The organism is Nocardiopsis sp. NPDC058789 (genome assembly GCF_042745575.1).
GTDB classification, from domain to species: Bacteria; Actinomycetota; Actinomycetes; order Streptosporangiales; family Streptosporangiaceae; genus Nocardiopsis; species Nocardiopsis eucommiae.
Window position 1 is genome coordinate 177,128 of record NZ_JBHYOW010000005.1, and the last position, 18,103, is coordinate 195,230.

The 18,103-nt window shown below is 72.3% G+C and carries 19 protein-coding genes; 11 read left to right on the forward strand and 8 right to left on the reverse strand.

Annotated elements, in window-relative coordinates; all coding sequences use genetic code 11:
• Window positions 1-6 precede the first annotated feature (6 nt).
• Together dtd and ACFW3L_RS08655 are read right to left on the reverse strand one after the other, a co-directional pair.
• Entirely contained in the window at window positions 7-432 is a 426-nt protein-coding gene (gene dtd / locus ACFW3L_RS08650; protein ID WP_378737927.1) for a D-aminoacyl-tRNA deacylase, read from the reverse strand.
• Window positions 433-481: 49 nt separating this feature from the next.
• Window positions 482-2,332 (reverse strand): DUF2207 domain-containing protein, encoded by a 1,851-nt coding sequence (locus tag ACFW3L_RS08655; RefSeq protein WP_378737929.1) that lies wholly within the window; start codon window positions 2,330-2,332, stop codon window positions 482-484.
• Window positions 2,333-2,545: 213 nt separating this feature from the next.
• Between ACFW3L_RS08655 and ACFW3L_RS08660 the strand changes: the two genes are divergently transcribed.
• The 3 genes from ACFW3L_RS08660 to ACFW3L_RS08670 all read left to right on the forward strand — a co-directional run bounded on the left by ACFW3L_RS08660 (window position 2,546) and on the right by ACFW3L_RS08670 (window position 7,065).
• On the forward strand, window positions 2,546-3,430 hold the full coding sequence (locus ACFW3L_RS08660; protein WP_378738311.1) for a neutral zinc metallopeptidase: 885 nt from the start codon (window positions 2,546-2,548) through the stop codon (window positions 3,428-3,430).
• Window positions 3,427-4,503 carry a neutral zinc metallopeptidase gene (locus tag ACFW3L_RS08665; protein ID WP_378737931.1) on the forward strand — a complete coding sequence of 359 codons (1,077 nt, stop codon included), beginning with the start codon at window positions 3,427-3,429 and terminating at the stop codon, window positions 4,501-4,503. Before ACFW3L_RS08660 ends, ACFW3L_RS08665 begins: the two co-directional genes overlap by 4 nt.
• A 75-nt stretch (window positions 4,504-4,578) precedes the next feature.
• The gene (locus ACFW3L_RS08670) at window positions 4,579-7,065 is read left to right on the forward strand and encodes a hypothetical protein (protein WP_378737933.1); all 2,487 of its coding nucleotides are present in this window, start codon (window positions 4,579-4,581) and stop codon (window positions 7,063-7,065) included.
• Between the two features lie 78 nt (window positions 7,066-7,143).
• Here the strand turns inward: ACFW3L_RS08670 and ACFW3L_RS08675 are convergent, their stop codons facing one another.
• The 3 genes from ACFW3L_RS08675 to ACFW3L_RS08685 form a co-directional block, all read right to left on the reverse strand.
• Complete coding sequence (locus ACFW3L_RS08675) at window positions 7,144-7,443, reverse strand: DUF2516 family protein (RefSeq protein WP_017544166.1); 300 nt, start codon at window positions 7,441-7,443, stop codon at window positions 7,144-7,146.
• Window positions 7,444-7,597: 154 nt separating this feature from the next.
• Complete coding sequence (locus ACFW3L_RS08680) at window positions 7,598-8,542, reverse strand: M56 family metallopeptidase (protein ID WP_378737936.1); 945 nt, start codon at window positions 8,540-8,542, stop codon at window positions 7,598-7,600.
• 5 nt (window positions 8,543-8,547) lie between these two features.
• Window positions 8,548-8,910: a BlaI/MecI/CopY family transcriptional regulator gene (locus ACFW3L_RS08685; protein ID WP_352387983.1), complete on the reverse strand. Its 363-nt coding sequence runs from the start codon at window positions 8,908-8,910 to the stop codon at window positions 8,548-8,550.
• A gap of 140 nt (window positions 8,911-9,050) precedes the next feature.
• Here ACFW3L_RS08685 and ACFW3L_RS08690 point away from each other — a divergent pair, with 140 nt between their 5' ends.
• Complete coding sequence (locus ACFW3L_RS08690; protein WP_352387985.1) at window positions 9,051-9,488, forward strand: hypothetical protein; 438 nt, start codon at window positions 9,051-9,053, stop codon at window positions 9,486-9,488.
• 2 nt (window positions 9,489-9,490) lie between these two features.
• Window positions 9,491-9,646 carry a hypothetical protein gene (locus ACFW3L_RS08695; RefSeq protein WP_352387987.1) on the forward strand — a complete coding sequence of 52 codons (156 nt, stop codon included), beginning with the start codon at window positions 9,491-9,493 and terminating at the stop codon, window positions 9,644-9,646.
• A gap of 57 nt (window positions 9,647-9,703) precedes the next feature.
• Here the strand turns inward: ACFW3L_RS08695 and ACFW3L_RS08700 are convergent, their stop codons facing one another.
• Window positions 9,704-11,014 carry a cryptochrome/photolyase family protein gene (locus tag ACFW3L_RS08700; protein WP_378737939.1) on the reverse strand — a complete coding sequence of 437 codons (1,311 nt, stop codon included), beginning with the start codon at window positions 11,012-11,014 and terminating at the stop codon, window positions 9,704-9,706.
• Between the two features lie 87 nt (window positions 11,015-11,101).
• On the opposite strand from ACFW3L_RS08700, the gene ACFW3L_RS08705 reads away from it, so the two are divergent.
• The 5 genes from ACFW3L_RS08705 (at window position 11,102) to ACFW3L_RS08725 (ending at window position 16,006) form a co-directional block, all read left to right on the forward strand.
• On the forward strand, window positions 11,102-12,070 hold the full coding sequence (locus tag ACFW3L_RS08705) for a YbgA family protein (RefSeq protein ID WP_378737941.1): 969 nt from the start codon (window positions 11,102-11,104) through the stop codon (window positions 12,068-12,070).
• Window positions 12,071-12,250: 180 nt separating this feature from the next.
• Window positions 12,251-13,246, forward strand: coding sequence for an alpha/beta hydrolase (locus ACFW3L_RS08710; protein WP_378738313.1), 996 nt, complete (start codon window positions 12,251-12,253; stop codon window positions 13,244-13,246).
• A gap of 120 nt (window positions 13,247-13,366) precedes the next feature.
• Complete coding sequence (mshA, locus tag ACFW3L_RS08715; RefSeq protein ID WP_378737943.1) at window positions 13,367-14,665, forward strand: D-inositol-3-phosphate glycosyltransferase; 1,299 nt, start codon at window positions 13,367-13,369, stop codon at window positions 14,663-14,665.
• Between the two features lie 34 nt (window positions 14,666-14,699).
• On the forward strand, window positions 14,700-15,212 hold the full coding sequence (locus ACFW3L_RS08720) for a YbjN domain-containing protein (RefSeq protein WP_378737945.1): 513 nt from the start codon (window positions 14,700-14,702) through the stop codon (window positions 15,210-15,212).
• A gap of 47 nt (window positions 15,213-15,259) precedes the next feature.
• Window positions 15,260-16,006 (forward strand): phosphoglyceromutase, encoded by a 747-nt coding sequence (locus ACFW3L_RS08725; RefSeq protein WP_378737947.1) that lies wholly within the window; start codon window positions 15,260-15,262, stop codon window positions 16,004-16,006.
• A gap of 63 nt (window positions 16,007-16,069) precedes the next feature.
• Here ACFW3L_RS08725 and ACFW3L_RS08730 read toward each other — a convergent pair whose 3' ends face one another.
• Window positions 16,070-16,432: a DsrE family protein gene (locus ACFW3L_RS08730; RefSeq protein WP_378737949.1), complete on the reverse strand. Its 363-nt coding sequence runs from the start codon at window positions 16,430-16,432 to the stop codon at window positions 16,070-16,072.
• A 13-nt stretch (window positions 16,433-16,445) separates the two neighbouring features.
• Window positions 16,446-17,213 (reverse strand): hypothetical protein, encoded by a 768-nt coding sequence (locus tag ACFW3L_RS08735; protein WP_378738316.1) that lies wholly within the window; start codon window positions 17,211-17,213, stop codon window positions 16,446-16,448.
• A gap of 245 nt (window positions 17,214-17,458) precedes the next feature.
• Here ACFW3L_RS08735 and ACFW3L_RS08740 point away from each other — a divergent pair, with 245 nt between their 5' ends.
• Window positions 17,459-18,004: an FABP family protein gene (locus ACFW3L_RS08740; RefSeq protein ID WP_378737951.1), complete on the forward strand. Its 546-nt coding sequence runs from the start codon at window positions 17,459-17,461 to the stop codon at window positions 18,002-18,004.
• The last annotated feature ends 99 nt before the right edge of the window (window positions 18,005-18,103 follow it).

Here is an 18,103-nt window from a genome sequence, read left to right on the forward strand (position 1 = left end):
CCGCCCTCAGACCTCCACGATGACCGTGAAGGGACCCTCGTTGGTCAGGCCGACGGACATCTGGGCGCCGAACACCCCGGTGGCGACCTCGGCGCCCTGGTCACGCAGCTCCCGCACGACCGCGTCCACCAGGGGCTCGGCCACCGGTCCGGGCGCGGCCGCCTGCCAGGTGGGGCGGCGGCCCTTGCGCGCGTCGCCGTAGAGGGTGAACTGGCTGACCACCAGCAGCGGCGCCGCGACGTCGGAGCAGGACTTCTCGTCCTCCAGGATCCGCAGGGTCCAGAGCTTCCTGGCGACCTTGCGGGCCTCCTCCTCGGTGTCGGTGTGCGTGACCCCCACCAGGGCCATCAGGCCGGGACGGGTGATCTCTCCGACCACCTCGCCCTCCACCGTCACCGATGCGTGCGACACCCGCTGCACGACAGCGCGCATGGTCCTCCCCCGCCCTCTCCACGTGTTCCCCGCCCTCGGTCGGGCGGTCCTACCTCGATCGTTGCAGCTGGTTGAGCAGCCGCACGCGCCGGGTGTTGGTGATCAGACCGGTGAGGGTGACCACGAACGTGCTGATCGAGTCCGCGAAGTCCTCGATCCGCCACTCGCGCGGCCCGGTGTACCAGTGCAGGCCGTCACCGTCGAGCTCCTCGGGGCTGAGGTCCGCGATCGCCGCCGCAGCGAGGATGTTGGCCCAGCGGTCGACGTCGTCGAAGATGACCGCGTAGGGCAGGTAGCGCGAGTACAGCTCCACCCGTTCTCCGGGCGGGGCGCTCTGGGCGCGCGGGCTGAGCAGGTAGTCGCGGAAGCCCATCGTGTGCGCGTAGACGGAGCTGCCGAGCCTGGTCTTGGCGGGCATGTACTGCGCCCCCGCCGTGACGGCGGCCCCGGCGATGATCACGGCCAGTCCGGTGAAGGCCGCGTTCGTGAACACGGCGAGCACACCGGTCAGGACCACGCCGACGGCGGTGAGCGCCATGCCCACGGTGGTCCAGGTCCCCCGCACTCGGCTGGGTGAGCGGGAGAACCACTTGAGCCGGACCATGTCGCGGTACAACTCCTCGCGGACCCGGTCCACACGCGCCGGGAAGTCGTCGGAGTGGCGGGGCGACCCGAGTTCGGACAGGCGCACGGAACGGCGCTCCCCGAAGAGGGCGTCCAGCAGGAGCCACTCGGAGGAGAGCAGGGTCTCCTCGGCCGGTCCGTCCAGGCGGACCAGCCTCCAGTCCACCGAGGTGAAGTGCTCGTGGGGCAGCTCCTCGACCCGGAGGTGACCGCGTACGGCCAGGTCGAGGACGGTTCCGGTGAGGTCCGCGATGTCCACGCGCTCGTCGACCAGTGTGCCGATCTGGCCCGGGTGGACGTCGTCCGGCGGGGCGAAGCGCATCTGGCCGTGCTCGCCACGGGCCACGGGTGCGTGGTCGCCCTCCGCCGCCTCGCTGCGCAGTGCGCGTTCGTCGCGTCCCCGGAGGCGGATGAGCGCGATCAGCCCGCCGACCAGGACCAACAGCAGGAGTCCGAACACGCTCGCGGTGGCCGGTGTCACCTGGAATGCGGACGCCAGCGACCATCGCCGGTTCAGGAGGGGTTCGCCCTCGGCGGTGCCGGGCGGGTAGTTCACGACGATGTCCAGCCGGTCGCTGGGGGTCATGTCGGCTTGGAGGAAGTGCGCGACGACCGCGTCCCCGCCCATGTCCGAGGCGGTGCAGTACATGGCGCTGCGGGGTTCGCCCGCCAGGCACGACAGTGCTTCGGGGGGCTGCGGGGCGGTCACGGTGACGTCGGTGGAGCGGACGTCGTGGCTGTAGGCGCCGACGGCGCGCCACTCCAGCTGGACGCCCTGGGCGACCTCGCCCACGGTGCCGCTCACCCGGTAGCTGAGCCGCACTCCGCGCGCGCCCTCGGTGGGGATGCGGACGAGGAGGGCTCCGTCGGTCTCCTCGGTCTCCACCTGGAGGGTGGAGCCGCCGGAGTCGACCGCCGTGACCCCGTTGATCTCGAACCGCCGGTCGTGGTCGGTGTCGTAGAGCATCGTGGCGGTGAGCGCCCGGGTGAAGGTCTCCGGCGCCGGACCTTCGAAGCGCAGGGACTCCTCGCCGTGCAGGATGCCCAGCTGGTCCAGTTCCAGGCGGATATCGTTGGTGATGACCGTGTCCGGGTCGGAATGCCGACCGCTGACCGCCGGTTCGTGCCCCGGTACTGTGGTTGCCGGTGCGGTCGCCGTCACCGCGTGCGCCGCTCCTCCCGGCCACCCCGCGGCGACCACCACGAACAGCGAGGAGAACACGAGAAGGGCCGTCGCCATCGCGACGGCCGGGCGCCAGGAGCCGACCCACCACATGACGCGAGAGCTTATCCGGTCCGCGAGCGGGCCGTATCCATCGGGCGCCCTCCCCGGCGTCGCGAACCGGACCCCCGCTGGTGGCTCCGTCGATCCTTCCTCCGGCGTGGCCGGACCCTGCGCGCGGGACGGGGGCCCGGTCGCGTGCTGACCCGACGACGGAACCGACCCGAGTCCGACCCGTGGGCGGAGCGCCCCGGCTTCCTCCAGCGCATGGGGCTGGGGGTCTCGCTGTCCCTGGGGACGGGGCTCGCCGCCGTGGGGTTCACGGGCTTCCTGGCGTTCTCGGCGCTGCTGCCGACGGCGCAGCCGGCCTGGGGGGAGCCCCTCGGACCGGACGCCACCCAGGTGCTGTCCGCCGAGTCGGCCTCGCCGGACACCGACGCCGTGCCGATCGAGGACCCCCTGGGGCAGAACCCGCTCTACGCCAACGGTGAACTCGGCGAGGTCACGTGTCGTCCGCCGCAGATGGACGCCGAGGACCCGGCTTCGGTGGAGACCTTCGTGCACGCGATCGCGGACTGCCTGGACGCGGCGTGGGGCACCTACTTCCACGAGGCGGGCATCCCGTTCTCCTCCCCCAACCGCGTGTACTGGTACGCGGCGGGCAACAGCCCGTGCGGGCCCTTCCCCAAGGAGGGGACGGCGGCCTTCTACTGCCAGGCCAACCAGGGGCTCTACCTGGGAGTGGAGGACATCGTGGCGGCCTCCGCCGGCAGTGACGAGGCCGAGGCGTACACGTTCCTGCTCAGCCACGAGTACGGGCACCACGTGCAGGGGCAGTCGATGATCCTGGCCGAGTTCCGCTCCCTGCGGGGCAACGCCGACGAGGAGACGGCGGACGAGCTCACCCGGCGCAACGAGCTCCAGGCCAACTGCCTGGGCGGGGTGTTCGTCGGCTCCGCTGAGGAGTCCCTCGGTTACGGGAAGTCGGAGCGAGCCAATATCCTCGACTCCGTCGGGCTCCGCTCCGACCACGCGGGCACGAGCACGCACGGATCGGTGGAGAACGGTCGTCTGTGGACCGCGCACGGTCTGGACCGTCGCGACCCGGCGGCCTGCAACACCTGGGAAGCCCGCGAGGAGCTGGTGCGGTGAGCGGTGACCACGGTCCGGGAGGCTCCGACGAGCCCGGCGGATCCGGACCCGGAGGTTCCGTGGGTTCCGATCCCGCCCTGTCCGCGGCGTTCACCCGGCTGGAGTACTCCCGCAGGGCGCACCGCACCAACCGCAGGGTGTTCAGTGCGGTGTGCGGTCTCCTCGTGGCCCTGCTCGCACTGTCGCTGCTCTCCTGGACCAGCGTCAACGAGGGCGAGTCCGCCATGGACACGGTCTCGGAGCGGGCGGACGGCGGAGGCGACGACAACCCCGGCCAGCTTCCGAGCCCCACCGCCGAGGCACCCACCGGCCAGCTGGGGCTGCCCGGTCGCACCCTGCCCGACCGCCCCACCGGTCACAGCGCCCTGGTCGCCAACCCCCTCTACGACACCGGACGGCTCAGCCCGCTGCCGTGCCCGGTCCCCGAGCTCGACGTCGACGACCCCGGCTCCATGGAGCGGTTCCTGCACCTGGTCGCGGACTGTCTGGACGACGCGTGGAAGACCCAGTTCGACCGCGCGGGCATCCCGTTCGCCCCGCCGGACCGGGTGTTCTGGGACGAGCCCGGGGTGAGTCCCTGCCGTGCCTACCCGTCCCCGGCGGGCGCCTTCTACTGCCGTGCCAGCGGCGCGATCTACATCGGCACCTCGGACGTGGTGGAGAAGTGGAACGGCGCGGACGACAGCGTGGTGTACGCGTCCCTGCTGGCCCACGAGTACGGGCACCACGTGCAGGGCGAGTCCGGGCTCCTGGAGTACTACCACGAGCAGCGCCAGCTGGAGGAGGACGCCGCGGGCCGCAACTCCTGGACGCGGCGCAGCGAGCTCCAGGCGAACTGCCTGTCGGCGGCGTTCCTGGGGTCGATCCGGGTGAGCTACCCGCTCTCGGAGGGGGACCTGTCCACACTCCTGGACGACGCCTCGGCCACCGCCGACCGTCCCGACGGCCCCGAGGAGGAGCGCACGCACGGTTCCTCGGACAACAGTGTGTGGTGGACACGGACCGGTTGGACCGAGCAGTCGGCGGGTGCCTGCAACACCTGGGACGTGAGTGACGAGGGAATGGTGAAGTAGCGCGCCTGGTCACGGGTTGTCCACAGGCTCCGGCTTTCCGTGTTTCATCGCGACTGTGCGTGGCAGGATGCTGACATGCCGGACACCCCCGAACCCTCCGGCTCGTACGAGCCCGAGCACCCTCGCCCCGCGTCACCCTCCCTCTCCGCCACCCGGGCCCCCGCCGTCAGACGCTCCCCCGTGGACACCGCGGTCACCACCGTCGTGCCCCCGGTCGCGCCCACCGCCGAGCCCCGGTCCGCTCCCGTCCGCAACTGCGTGGAGCTGCGCGTGCACGGGGTCAGCGGCGGCCAGGCCGAGGAGCTCCTGGACGTGGAGCCGGCCATGCGTGTGGGCGGCGACCGGCTCGCGGGCTTCTTCCGCTGGCGGCGTGAGCCGGACACGCAGAGCGTCCCGGGGGTGCGGCGCGAGATCTTCGCCTGGGGCAACCTGACCTCGGGCAGCTCCACGCGGGCGTTCTGGCTCCTGCTGCTGCCGTTCATGATGCTCAACGTGGCGTACTGGATGCGGCCGGGCCGGATGGACCGGGGCCAGACCGGGGTCCGCAGGGCGGCCAGCATCGCCTACGGGGCGGGGGTGCGGCTGCTGGCGCTGTCGCTGACCGTGCTCATCACCCTGGCCTCGGCCGGGATCGGAATGGACCTGGTGGGCTGGCAGTGCGCGGGGCTGGGTGAGACCTGCGTCCAGGCGCGTCCGTGGCTGTCCTTCCTGGCCGCACCCTCCTCCCCGCTGTCCGCGCCGGGGTGGGGCCTGCTGGTGGGGGCGGTGCTGCCCGCGGCGGTGATCGTGGTGCTGTGGCGGCTCTCCCGGAGAACGGCCGCCGACTACGAGGTGGTGACCGGCCCGGTGCCGCCGGACCACTCCGAGGACGCCCCGCTGAGCCACCCGGACTTCTGGCGCAACAGCGAGATCATGGCCCGGCTGAGGTCGGCCCACATCGCGCTGGCGGTGGGCACGGTCGCGGCCCTGCTGCTGGTGCCCGCGTTCCAGTACGACCTCTCGGCCCGGGGCGGGGGGTCGGCCGCCGAGCCGGGTCTCTGGTGGCTTGGGACCCTGCTGGCGCTCCTGCTGGCGACCGTGGCGGCGGCGAGCACCGCGAGCGTCCTCGTGCCCGGGCTGGACCCCCGGTGGAACGCCCGGGCCGACCGGTTCTGCCGGGTGCTGCGGGACACCATGCTCGTCCTGGTGTTCGCCGTCGCGCTCTACACGGTCTGGCCGCGCCCCGGCTGGGTGGCCGAGGGACGGCTCCCGGGCAGCGGCACCATGCTGAACACGCTCTTCGCCATCCAGGGCGCACTGGTGCTGATGCTGCTGGTGGCGGCCCTGGTGCTGTTCGCGGTGGACCGCCCGCACGAGCGCACCGCCATGCGCGGGCTGGCCGGTCCGTCGACGGCGGCGCTCGGGACACTGCTCGGTGGCGGGTTCTCGGCCGCGCTGGTGTACCAGGGTTCCCTGTGGTTGAGCGGCTGCGGCCCCGTGAGCGCGCCCGAGGCCGGATGCCTGGCGCTGTCGCCGCCGACCGCCTACTCGTGGTTGCAGCTGGCGTTCGCCTTCGAGGCGGTGATCGTGCTGGCCGTGGTGGCGGTCCTGGCCCTGCGCCTGCGCGGGGCGGTGCGGGCGCAGCTGCCCGAGGTGACCTCGCTGTACTCGCGGAGTGTGCGGGACCGCCGGACCTGGGACATCGCCAGGGCCAGGGCGGCCGGTCGGATGACCGAGGTGCTGCCCACGGTGCTCGCCGCGCTGCTGCTCCCGGTGGTGCCCCTGGTGGGGCTGGCGCTCTACTCGATCATCAGCGGGAACCTGGTCGCCGGTCCGGTGGACGCGCCCATGGCCGTGGCCGGGGAGTTCCAGGGGGCGGTCCAGAGCGCGTTGGACGCCCTGGTGGGGGTGGGGTCGCTCCTCGGCGGGGTCAGCCTGGTGGCCCTCGTGTGGATCGGCCGGAGCGCCTACCGGGACCGCCCGACCCGGCAGGCGGTGGGCGCGGTGTGGGACGTGGGGACCTTCTGGCCGAGGGTCGCGCACCCGCTGGCCCCGCCCTCCTACGCCGAGCGCGCGGTGCCGCAGCTGACCGCGCGGGTGGCGAGGATGGCCGGGGAGGGCACGGACGTGGTGCTCTCCGGCCACTCGCAGGGGTCGGTGCTGGCCGCCGCGACCGTGTGGCAGCTGCCCCGGAGCTGCCGGTCCCGGGTCCGTCTGATCACCCACGGCTCACCGCTGGACCGGCTGTACGCGCGGTACTTCCCCGCCTACTTCGGACCGGCGTCCTTCGCGGACCTGACCGGGAGGGTGTCGGCCTGGCGCAACCTGTGGCGGGTCACCGACGCCATCGGCGGTCCGGTCAGACGCCGTGGCGCCGGTGCGGACGACGGCGGTGCCGAGGTGTCCCTGGAGGTGGTGGACCAGGCCGAACCGCTGCCCGACCCGCGCTCCTACGACGCCCCGCCCGGGGAGGCCAGACGCCCCGAGATCCTGGGGCACAGCCACTACACGAGCGATCCGGCCTACGCGGAGGCGCTGTCGGAGGTGCTGCCTCCGGTGCCCTCGGCCCGGCACGGCGGATGACCCCGCCCCCGGGAGCCGGGGACGGCGTTCACCCGGAGGCGGGTGCCACCGGAGGCCGGAGGGTTCCGCCGCTCCGGGTTACCAGGGCCCGTAGGGGCCGTTGTTCTGGTTGCCGCCCACGCCCTTCACGGCGGGACGGACGTCCAGCAGGAAGATGAGGGTGGCGACCAGACCCAGGATGACGAACATGCCGGTGCCGGTCAGAACGGCGAGCAGCGAGACGCCGGAGGCCACACCGGTGAGGATCACCCACAGCTTCTTGGTCTGCTTGTCCATGACCACGAAGGCCTGCTCGGGTGTCCTCAGGGCCTCGATGAACGCGTACAGGCTGGCCACGAACGTCACGAGGTAGATCAGCTGCCAGATCCAGAAGAACAAGACTCACTCCAGTCGCCACACGCGTCCGAACGGGGTTCCGCCCGCTCTCCACGTTAAACGGACCGGACGCGGGGATCGTGCCCGAGAGAGGGGGAGATCACGGACCGGGTGCGCGCGAGGTGGTCCGGACCACCCGGCGCGGCGTGCGCGACGGTCAGATGGGGATGTGCCAGAGACAGGTCACGGTGGCCAGCAGGAAGGCCGAGGCACCCATGATCACGGCGCCCGCGTGGTACGGGAGCTCGTCGTCGGGACGCAGGAGCCGGTTGACCCGGCGCATGACGGTGGGTTCGGCGGCGTGCACGGCGGCCATCGCTCCGGCGGGCACGGGCGCGGGCCCGGCGGCGCCGAAGCGGAGCAGCGCCATGGCGAGTTCCCGTGAGGAGCTCCGGCGGCGGGCCTGGTCGTCGGCGCACATCTCGATGAGCAGCGCGACGCTCTCGTAGTAGGTCCGCACCAGGCGCACGCGGGGGAAGGCCCGCTTGAGGGAGGAGAACGGGAGCAGGACGAGGTCGTGGCGTTCACGCAGGTGGGCGTGCTCGTGGGCGAGCACCGCGGCGAGCTCGCGGGTGTCGAGCACCTCCAGGGCCCCGGCGCTGATCACCACCTGGGAGCGCAGCACCCCGGGCAGGCAGTAGGCGGCGGCGGCCGGGTGGTCGACCACGCGCGCGCCCGGGACGTCGGGGTGTTCGCTGGCCACCAGTTCGAGCAGGTCGTGGTGGCGTCTGCGGACCCTGACCACCTGGACGAAGGAGGCGACGAGCCCGGAGAAGAGCACGAGGGTGAGCGCGGCCGCGAGCACGACGGCGGCGAGGTGGCTCAGGCCCTCGATCCCCTGCGAGAACTCGGAGACGATGAACTGGCCGGTGAGGAGGTCGGTGGCGGCGGCCAACAGGCCGCCGGCGGCGCCGAGCTCGTAGGAGGACAGGCCGTAGGCCAGCAACGCGCCGATGGTGGACACGCCCCAGGCAAGGCCGAGCGCCTGCCAGGCGATGACCGCCGTGTAGGGACCGCGGGAGGGCCACTTCGCCCGGTGGAGTGCTTCCATGGCGACGAGGCAGCTGACCGCGACGAGTGTGAGGAGGGCGGCACTGACCATAGGGGCTAGTTCCTTGGCTGCTCGATTTCCGCGAGTGCGCGACGAAGCGCTTCAGCCTCCCCACCGTCCATGGACTGGACGAAGGCGGCCAGGGCCGCGTCGCGGTCAACCGTCTGACCGAGCGCGTCGAACATCAGCTCCGACACGTAGTTCTCACGGCTGGCCGCTGGACGGTACCGCCACGCACGACCTTCGCGTGCCCGGTCGACGACCTTCTTCTTGGCCAGTCGGTCGAGCACCGTCATGACGGTCGTGTGGGCCAGGTCCCGATCAGCGAGAGCCTTTCCGACCTCACGAACCGTCATTGGTTCGTTGCGTGCCCACAGTACATCCATCACCGCGCGTTCAAGTTCGCCAAGCCGATTCATGTTCACAAGTCTACGACCAGTAGTACTACTCGTCGTGGCACCCCCACGTTAATTCGGGATGGCTTTCGGGGAAGGGGATCGGGCCCCCGGGGAAGGCCCCGTCTACCGCGCCCCCGGGCGTCCGACGTACGCTCCGTTCCATGGGACACCGGCATCCGAGCAAGCTCAAGAACCCTGAGGTGAGTCACGCGCGTGCCCGCTGGCTGCTGCGCGCGGAACTCGCCGGGTGTGACGCCTGCCGCGCCGAGGGCGACGAGGACGCCCTGTCCGACCTCGCGTCGGGCGGTGTCTTCGACTCCCTGATCACGGGTTTCGTCCTGTCCCGCGTCCAACAGTGGCACTCCCCGAGCCGCCCGTCCCAGTACCCCGCCACGGTGTACCGCATCGCCCCCATCGACGAACGCGACTTCTGGCGGCCCCCGACCCAGCACTGCATGCGCGTGTGCACGGTGACGGGGGCCGGGGGCGACGGCGTGGACACCCTCCCCGCACTGCGGGAACTGCGTCTGATGTCGGCCCGGGACCGCTCCCTGGTCCTGGACGACGTCATCGACGGTCTGGCCGAAACGGAAGGTTGACCTTGAATCCCGTGCTCCGGCTCCCCCTGCTGCCCGATCCCGGCACCCGCATGTCCCCCAAGCACGACAAGCCCATCGTCGGTCAGTGCGAGAGGTGCGGTGAGTACCTCAACGCGGGGGTGCGCACCTGCCCCAACTGCGGGCACTACAACGGCTGAGCCGTCCGCCCGGGGGTGTGCGCCCCCGGGCCCTCCCCCGGGCCGTTCCGGCTCGGGTCACCGGCCGGGGTCCGCGATCGGCGCCGGGTAGCCCTCGACGCCCTCCCCGTCCCCCTCCGTCCAGGGGCGGTGCGCGCCCGCCCCCGACAGTTCTGCGAGCTCGGGGACGTACCGGCGCACGTAGACGCCCTCCGGGTCGAAGCGCCGCGCCTGACGGGAGGGGTTGAAGGCCCGGTTCGGCCGGGTGTCGTTGCCGGTCCCCGCCGTCCACTGCCAGTTCCCGTACTCGTTCGCGACGTCCCCGTCGGTGAGGTGCGCGTCGAAGTGCGCGGCCCCCTCGCGCCAGTGCACCGACAGCGTCCTGGTGAGGAAGGCGGCGGTGATCATGCGGGTGCGGTTGTGCATGAACCCCTCGCGGAGCAGCTGCCGCATGCCCGCGTCCACGATCGGCACGCCGGTCCGGCCCTCCTTCCAGGCGGCCAGCGCCTCCGGGTCACGTCGCCACTCGCGGTCCCGCGCCCGGTAGTCGCGGGTGTTGATCCACGGGAAGGCCGCCGTCACCTGGTGGTGGAAGTCACGCCAGGCGAGCTGGCGCACGTACGCGTCGCCCCCGGGCAGGTCCCGGGCGGCGGTGGCGACCTCCAGCGCGGAGAGGCAGCCGAACCTGAGGTCGGCGGAGAGACGGGAGGTGGCGGCGCCGGGGAGGTCGTCGTTCCGGTCCCCGTAGTCGGCCAGGCCGCCGTCCGTCCAGGAGCGCAGGCGTGCGCGCGCCCGGGTCCAGCCGCCCGCCTGCCGTTCCGGGGCCAGGGAGCCCACCCCCGCGGAGTCGTCCGGGGTGAACGGGGCGCCCGGGTCGAGCCCCTCGGGCAGTTCCAGGCTCTCGGGCGCGGGCAGCACCGCGCGCCACGGTTCCGCCTCCCAGGCCCGCCAGTAGGGGGTGAAGACCTTGTAGTGGTCACCGCTGGCGGGGGTCACGTCGCCGGGTGGGACCACCGTCAGCCCGGGGTGGGTGCACACCTCCAGCCCGGTGGCGCGCAGGTCGTCCAGGCGCCGGGCCGCGAACCGGCTCACGCCCGCGCTGAGGTGGACGGCTCGGGCGCCGGTCTCCCGGGCCAGCTTCCCGACCTCGGTGGCGGTGTCTCCCCGGCGCAGGAGGAGGTCGCCCCCTCTCTCCCGCAGGCCCGAGCGCAGGTCCGCGAGGGCCTCGCCCAGGTAGGCGCGGCGGTTGCGGGCGGCGCGCGCCAGGAGCCCGGGTTCGAGGACGAAGAGGGGGACGACCGGCCCGGGGGCGCGCAGGGCGGCGCTGAGCGCGGGGTGGTCGTGCGGGCGCAGATCCTGTGTGAACAGGACGATGACGGGGGTGCCCACGAAGGACTCCTTCACTTTGCGAGACCATCACACTACCGGGCGTGTTCCTTGGTGGTTACACGGCGTCGGAGGGGGTAGGGCCCCACCATGAACCCGCCTCCCCGACCGGTCGTCGGCGTCTCCAGCTGCCTCATCGGGGCACCCGTGCGCTACAACGGCGGGCACTCGCGCTTCCGCTTCCTCACCGACGAGCTGGATCGGCACGTGGACTGGCTGCCGATCTGCCCGGAGGCGGAGATCGGGCTCGGTGTGCCGCGCCCCACCCTGCGGCTCCAGGAGCGGGCGGACTCACCCGGCGAGAACCGGGTGATCTCCAGCAAGGACGGCGCCGACCACACGGAGGACCTCGCCCGGGTGGCCGACCGACACCTGCGGGAACTGCGCCGTCTGGACGGCTACGTGCTCAAGAACAAGTCACCGAGCTGCGGCCTGTACGCCCTTCCGGTCTTCGACGACCACGGTGACCGGCAGCGGGGGACCGGCCGGGGCGCCTTCGCAGCCCGACTCACCGCGCTCCTGCCCCACCTGCCCGTCGAGGAGCAGGGCCGCCTCTCCGACCCCGTCCTTCGGGAGCACTTCGTGGAGCGGGTGTTCGCGCACGCACGGCTGCGGACCCTGTTCGAGGGTGCGTGGCGTCCGCGCGACCTGGTGGCGTTCCACACCCGGCACAAGCTCCAGTTGATGGCGCACTCACCGGACGGCTACCGCGAGACCGGCCGGATCGTGGCCCGGGCGGGAGGCGGCGACCCCGAGGAGGTCGCGTCCGTCTACGCGGAGGCCTTCCACCGGACCCTGGCCGTCAAGGGCAGCCGGGGCAGGCACGCCAACGTGCTCCACCACCTCTTCGGGATGATCAGCCCGATGCTGGACGACTCCCGCCGACACGACCTGCTGGCCGGGATCGAGGAGTACCGGGAGGGGCAGGCGCCGCTCAGCCTGCCGGTGGCGCTCCTCCGCCACCACTGCGCCGCCGAGGCCGTGACCTGGGCCAACGAGCAGACCTACCTGCGCCCCTACCCCGAGGCCCTGCGGCTGCGACACCCGGTGGCCGTCTGACAGCCGGAGCCGGGCCGGGAGACGGTCCCGGGGGGAGGGGACGGATGGGGGGTTCGGGGGCGGCCCCGACAGTACGCCGCGAATTCCGAGCACAGTGAACACATTCGACTACAGTGGGTCACAGTTCTCGGCCGCGTGGTGCGCGGTTCCCGGTTGCCCCCGACCCCCAAGGTCCTCGACGTGTTCGTCACCATGCCCCGACGCGCCGCAGTGCTCGTCTCCTCCTGCGCCGTCGTGCTGCTCGCCACGTCGCTGGCCACCGCGCCCCCGGAACACCTGGTCGAGAGGATCGGCCACCACCTGTCCGCGCCCGAACCCGAACTGACCCACGGCCACGCGATCCTGCCCCAGGAACTCGCGCCCCCTCCCGCGCCCATCCCCCACCCCGGTCAGGTCGCCGTCTGCGAGGAACCCGGCCGCGACCAGGTCGTCCACCTGCCCGACACCGGAACTCCCGACGGCGAGGGGCGGCCCCTGTGGATCCGCCGCCCTCCCGGCCCCGACAGCACCGACCTGCCCGTCCTCTACCTGTTGCACGGGTCCGCCTCCTCCCACCGCACCCTGATGGACGCCGACCTGGGCGCCCATCTGGACCGGCAGATGTGCCGCTCGGGGGTCGAGTTCGTCGTCGCGGCCCCGTACGGCCAGGAGAGCGGGGGCTCCACCACCGAGTGGGGCGACGCCCACGACGGCCGCTTCGCACTGGAGAGCTTCGTCACGCGGGACACTGTCGACGCGGTCGAGGGAGAGCACCCGCGCCCCCGATCGCTGCGGGCGATCGGCGGCTTCTCCATGGGCGGCTACGGCGCGGCCGCCCTGGCGCTGCGCCACCCCGACCTCTACTCCCAGGTGGTCGGCTGGGCGGGCTACTACCGCGTGGACGACCCGCACGGGACCTTCGGGAAGGACACCGCCCCGCACTCCCCCGACCTCCTCCTCGATGCGGAGGAGGTGCGCGACCTCCGGTTCATGCTGGTGGAGGGGCGCGCGGACCACACCCCGCTCCAGGAGGGGAGCATCCAGGGGGAGGCCGCACGCTTCTCGGCACTCCTCACCGAACACGGTATGACGGTCGACACCCTTCGTCCCCGTGGCGGCCACGACCTGGAGACCTGGCGGAGCACCTTCCCCGAGACAGTGGACTTCCTGGTGTCCGGGTGGACGGCTACACCGTGATTCCCGCCGGGTCAACCCCGGCCCCCTCGGACGGTGCGGTGGGGAACAGTGTGTACCTTCGTCGCTGTTGACGACTACGGCTCGCACACTCGTTGCTGACACGACTCGGAGGAACCACCGGTGTCCGGACCCCTGCCGCTGGGACAGAAGACGGCGGTTCCCTCAAGGATCGCGACCGTCAGTCTGCACACCTCCCCGCTCGACCAGCCCGGCACCGGTGACGCGGGAGGCCTCAACGTGTACGTGGTCGAGGTGGCCCGGCGGATGGCCGAACGCGACGTGGCCGTGGACGTGTTCACCCGCGCGACCAGCGCCGACCTCCCCCCGGTCGTCGAGCTCGCACCGGGGGTGAACGTCCGGCACGTGCCCGCCGGACCGTACGGCCGCCTCGACAAGAACACCCTCGCGGACCACCTCTGCCCGTTCGTCTTCGGCATGCTGCGCGCCGAGGCCCAGGGCGACCCGGGCCACTACGACCTCGTCCACGGCCACTACTGGCTCTCCGGCAAGGCCGGGGTCATGGCCGCCCGCCGGTGGGGTGTGCCCATGGTGCAGTCCATGCACACCATGGCCCGCGTGAAGAACGCCGCGCTGGCCGAGGGCGACTCCCCCGAGCCGGAGGCGCGGGTGCGGGGCGAGGACCAGCTGGTCCGCCAGGCCGACCGGCTCATCGCCAACACCGACGACGAGGCGCGTCAGCTCACCGGCTTCTACGGCGCCCGCAACGAGCAGATCAGCACGATCCCTCCGGGGGTCGACCTGGAGACCTTCACCCCCGGTGCGCGCACGGAGGCGCTGGAACGCATCGGGTTGCCGCGCGACGCCGAACTCCTCCTGTTCGTGGGCCGCGTCCAGCGGCTCAAGGCCCCGGACGTCCTCATCCGCGCCGCCGCCGACCTGCTCGAACGCGACCCCTCCCTGCGCTCCCGCCTGGTGGTCGGCGTGGTCGGCGGGCTGTCCGGGGGCGGCCGGAACGAACCCGGGCTGCTCACGGACCTCGCGCGTTCCCTGGGGGTCGCGGACGTGGTGCGGCTGGAGCCGCCGCAGGACCGGGCTCGCCTGGCCGACTACTACCGGGCCGCGACGGTGACCGTGGTCCCCTCCTACTCCGAGTCCTTCGGGCTGGTGGCCGTGGAGTCGCAGGCCTGCGGCACCCCCGTGCTGGCCGCCCGTGTCGGCGGCCTGACCACGGCGGTGGCCGACGGTGTCTCCGGGGTTCTCGTGGACGGGCACGACCCCCGGCACTACGCCGCCGAACTGCACCGGATGATCACCGAACCGGCCTGGCGTGCCAAGCTGGCCGGAGCGGGGCCGCGGCACGCCGCGACACTGGGGTGGTCGCGGACGGTGGACGAACTCCTGGACGTGTACCGGGACACCCTCAACCCGCGCGGCCTCCGCCTGGCCGAGGCCCGTTGACGGGGGCGGGAGCGAAGTGACGAGAGGCGAGGACGTGGCAGCGGAAACAGAGCGCGAGAGCGCCGTCAGGGCGATCACCGAGGCCGTCACGGAGGCCGGACTGGAGGTCGAACGCCCCCGCGAGGGGTCCTTCCTGGTGACGATTCCCGGAACGGCCAAGCTCAGGACCATGGTGTGGCTGGAGGCCGGTCCGCACAGCCTCACCCTCACCTCGTTCTTCTGCCGCCAGCCCGACGAGAACCACGCGGCGTTCTACCAGTGGCTGACCCGGCGCAGCTCGGACATGTACGGGATGGCGTTCGTCTCGGACGACGTCGGGGACGTGTACGTCCGGGGACGCCTGCCGCTGGGCGGGGTGACCCCCGCCGAGGTGGACCGGCTGCTGGGCTGCGTGCTCACCTACTCCGACGAGAACTTCAACACCGCGCTGGAGCTGGGCTTCGCGACGGCGATCCGCAAGGAGTGGAAGTGGCGCCTCGCGCGCGGCCACGACACCCGCAACCTGAGCGCGTTCGCGCACCTGGCCGAGCCGGCCCCCGAACAGTAGGCCCCGCCGTGGGCGGCCACCCGGGCGGGATCGCTAGGCTGGCTCCCATGGGAACTCTGGTACTGCTTCGACACGGCGAGAGTGTCTGGAACGCGAAGGGGCTGTTCACCGGCTGGGTGGACGTGGACCTCTCCGCGCAGGGCGAGGAGGAGGCCCGCCGCGGCGGCGAGCTCCTCAAGGCCGCCGGGGTGACCCCGGACATCCTGCACACCTCTCTGCTCAAGCGCGCGATCCGCACCGCGAACCTCGCGCTGGAGACCGCCGACCTGCACTGGCTGCCGGTCGAGCGCTCCTGGCGCCTCAACGAGCGCCACTACGGTGCCCTCCAGGGCAAGGACAAGGCGCAGACCCGTGAGGAGTACGGCGACGACCAGTTCATGGTCTGGCGCCGCTCCTACGACACGCCCCCGCCGCCCATCGCCGACGACGACCCCTACTCGCAGGCCGGGGACGCGCGTTACGGGCTGCTCCCGCCGGAGCTGCTGCCGCGCACCGAGTGCCTGAAGGACGTCCTGGACCGCGCCCTGCCGTACTGGTACGACAGCATCGTCCCGGACCTGGCCGCGGGCCGGACCGTCCTGGTCACCGCGCACGGCAACTCGCTGCGCGCGCTGGTCAAGCACCTGGACGGCATCAGCGACGCCGACATCGCGGGGCTGAACATCCCCACCGGCATCCCGCTGGTCTACGAGCTGGACGACCAGTTCCAGCCGACCAACCCGGGTGGTACCTACCTCGACCCCGAGGCCGCCAAGTCCGCCATCGAGGCCGTGGCCAACCAGGGCAAGAAGTAGTCCGGACACCGACCCCCGTGCCCGCACCGCCGACCGGTGGTGCGGGCACCGTCGTGTCCGTGGTCAGTAGACCAGGGCCTGGGCGCCGTCCCGGAGGGTCTCCTCCACGAAGGTGGCCGCGCCCGCGATGCGCACGCCCTCCAGCAGGTCCCGCTGGGTGAGTTCCCTGCGGGCCGCGCACTGGGTGCACACCGTGACGGCACCGCCCGCGAGCACCCCCGCGAGCAGGTCCCGGAGCGGGGCGGCGTGGGGAAGGGCGAACTCCTCGGCCCGCCCGGGCACCGCGAACCACGAGGCCTCGCCGGTCAGCCAGAGCGACACGTCCACGCCGCTCGCGACCGCCGTCGCCGCGACGGTGAAGGCCTGGTTGCAGCGCTCCGGGGAGTCCTCACCGGCCGTGACCTTGATCACCAGGGAACGAGTCATGCGGTCAGCCTACTCAGAACGCGGCGGCGGTCACGACGGCGCCCGAGATCGCGCAGAGGGCGAAGGCGACCAGGAGCAGGATCGCCTCGCGGCGACGGGGTGAGACGCGGGCCGGCCCCTCCTCCACGCCGTGCTCGACGCTGAGCGGGGCGCCCTCGGAGGCAACCAGCACCACCCGGCCGTCGCGCACGTCGACCTCACCGGTGACGCGCACGCGCGCGCCCTGGCGGATGATCCACTCGCGGTACTCGAACTCGATGGTCTCGCCCCGGAAGACGCCGGAGATGCGGCCGCGCACGCGCGGCAGGAGGTCGTCGGCGGCGGCGGCGACCCCGGGCTGGGGGCGGCCGACCAGGCGCTTGAGGCAGAGCTCGGGGTCGCGCGGCTCCACGCCCGCGGGGTCGACGTAGACGCGCTCGACCACCCCCGTGCGGTCCTCGGCCACCAGTCCGAAGAGCTCGTCGGAACCGTAGTCCGCGATCGAGTCGCAGGCCCGCTCGGTGACCGCGCCCTCGGCGCGGTCGCGGACCAGCGGACGGTAGTGGCGGAGCACCTCGTGGCCGTGCCACACGCACTCGGCGCCCGCCAGCCCGGACTCGATGGGACCGGAGGGCCCGCCGGCGGCCACACCCGTGAGCGTCACCCTCTGGCCCCTGAGGGGCACCAGGGCGCTGGGCAGGAGCTGGGCCAGCCCGCGCTGCCGCAGCCAGCGGCGCAGCCCGACGACGGTCAACGGCAGGAGGACCACCGCGACGGCGAGCAGCGCCACACCGATCACCATGAACACAGGCAGCCCCTTAGTAAGCGCGTCGGAGGTCAAGGACGACTGCGGGCGCCGAGCCCCAAGGACACACCGCGTCTGCTGACAATCTTTACCAGTTCTCCGGGAAAGCGGGGCCAATTGGGCATGTCCAGTCCAAGGCTCCTCGATGCCGCGGATCGCACACGGCCGGGGCGTCACCGGAGGGGTCCGGGCGCCGCCGAGCAGGGCGTGTGTCCGCCGAGCATGCCCTAGGCTCGTTGGCTATGGATGCTGAGGTACACCCCGATCTGGAGAAGCTGTCGTTCCTGTTCGGACGCTGGGAGGGCGTCGGCGTCGCCGGTTACGCCGACGAGGAGGAACTCCAGTTCGGTCAGGAGGTCGAGTTCGTCGTCAGGGACGGAGCTCCGTACCTGGACTACCGGAGCCGGGCCTGGCGGATGAAGGCCGACGGGACGCTCGGAGAGCTCATCACCGAGGAGTCCGGCTACTGGCGTGCCCTGTCCGAGGAGGACACGGCGCGCTACGCCAAGGACGACGAGAAGAACATCATCCACCTGGAAGTGCTGATCGCCCACAACGAGGGCTTCATCGAGTCCTACCTGGGCAACGTGTTCGCGAACCGGGTGGAGATGGCCACCAACGCGGTGGTGCACACCATCACCGGTCTGGAGGTGCAGGCCTCGCACCGCCTCTACGGACTCTTCGGTGAGGACCGGGACACCCTCGGCTACGCCTGGGACCTGGCCGCGCGCGGGCACGACCTGCGCTCGTACATGTCGGCTCAGCTGAAGAAGGCCGGAAGCAAGTAGCCGTACTCGGCCTTCGCGGTCGCGCTCCGACCCGTGGTCGGGGCATGGGCGAACCCCGGGCTCTGTCCCGCGTGTGCGGGGCCGGTCGGACCAGGTCCG